We start from the raw sequence: 1,104 nt of genomic DNA, 5'->3' as shown, positions 1-1,104 counted from the left end.
TGTATTAGTTCCGACTTGATCTGACACATCACTTGCAAAAGTGAGAGTTACCGGTTTTGATAAAGGTATCGAATCTCAATCAAAACAAAAGAGGTAACTCTCAATGACACATACTAACAATCGAATTATTAAACACAAAGCTGGATTATTAAATTTGGCGGAAGAATTGGGCAATGTATCCAGGGCATGTAAAGTGATGGGCGTCTCACGGGATACGTTTTATCGCTATCATGACCTTGTTAAACATGGAGGTCTTGATGCGTTGATAGACAAGAATCGAAGAGCCCCAAATATCAAGAACCGTGTTGATGAAGCGACCGAACAAGCAGTCACGGTTTATGCAATTGTGCAGCCCGCGCATGGACAGCATCGAACTAGCAATGAGCTTCGTAAGCAAGGTGTATTTGTATCAGGTAGTGGCGTGCGCTCTATTTGGCTACGTCACAACCTGGAGAATTTTAAAAAGCGCTTGAAAGTACTCGAGGACAAAGTAGCTAATGACGGCATTATTCTGAGTGATGCGCAAGTTGCAGCCCTTGAAAAGAAGAAGCACGACGATGAAGCCTGCGGTGAAATAGAAACGGCACATCCAGGCTATCTGGGCTCTCAAGATACGTTTTATGTCGGGAACCTCAAGGGCGTTGGCCGTATTTATCAGCAAACGTTTATCGATACCTACAGTAAAATAGCCTTTGCCAAACTCTATACAACCAAAACACCGATTACAGCAGCTGACTTACTCAATGACAAGGTATTGCCATACTTTGAACAGTACGAACTACCCATGTTGCGTATCTTAACGGACAGAGGTACAGAGTATTGCGGTCGTGTTGATCAGCATGATTACCAGCTATATTTGGCGATCAATGATATTGATCATACCCAAACAAAAGCCATGTCGCCGCAAACAAACGGGATTTGTGAACGATTTCACAAAACGATTCTGAATGAGTTTTATCAAATCACATTCAGGAAGAAACTTTATTCAGCTATGGAGGAACTACAGAAAGATCTAGACGAATGGATGGAATACTATAACAATGAACGAACTCATCAAGGAAAAATGTGCTGTGGACGAACACCATTGGAAACATTGCTTGATGG

General features: G+C 42.1%; 1 protein-coding gene. It reads left to right on the top strand.

The annotated features are described in order from the left end of the window. Nucleotides 1-103: 103 nt before the first annotated feature. The coding region (locus C8R34_RS16205) for an IS481 family transposase (protein WP_110342317.1) at nucleotides 104-1,104 on the top strand (1,001 nt) is incomplete at its 3' end.

It is taken from the genome of Nitrosomonas sp. Nm84 (assembly GCF_003201565.1).
In the GTDB taxonomy this organism is placed as follows: Bacteria; Pseudomonadota; Gammaproteobacteria; order Burkholderiales; family Nitrosomonadaceae; genus Nitrosomonas.
This window is presented reverse-complemented; position numbering and strand designations above follow the sequence as displayed.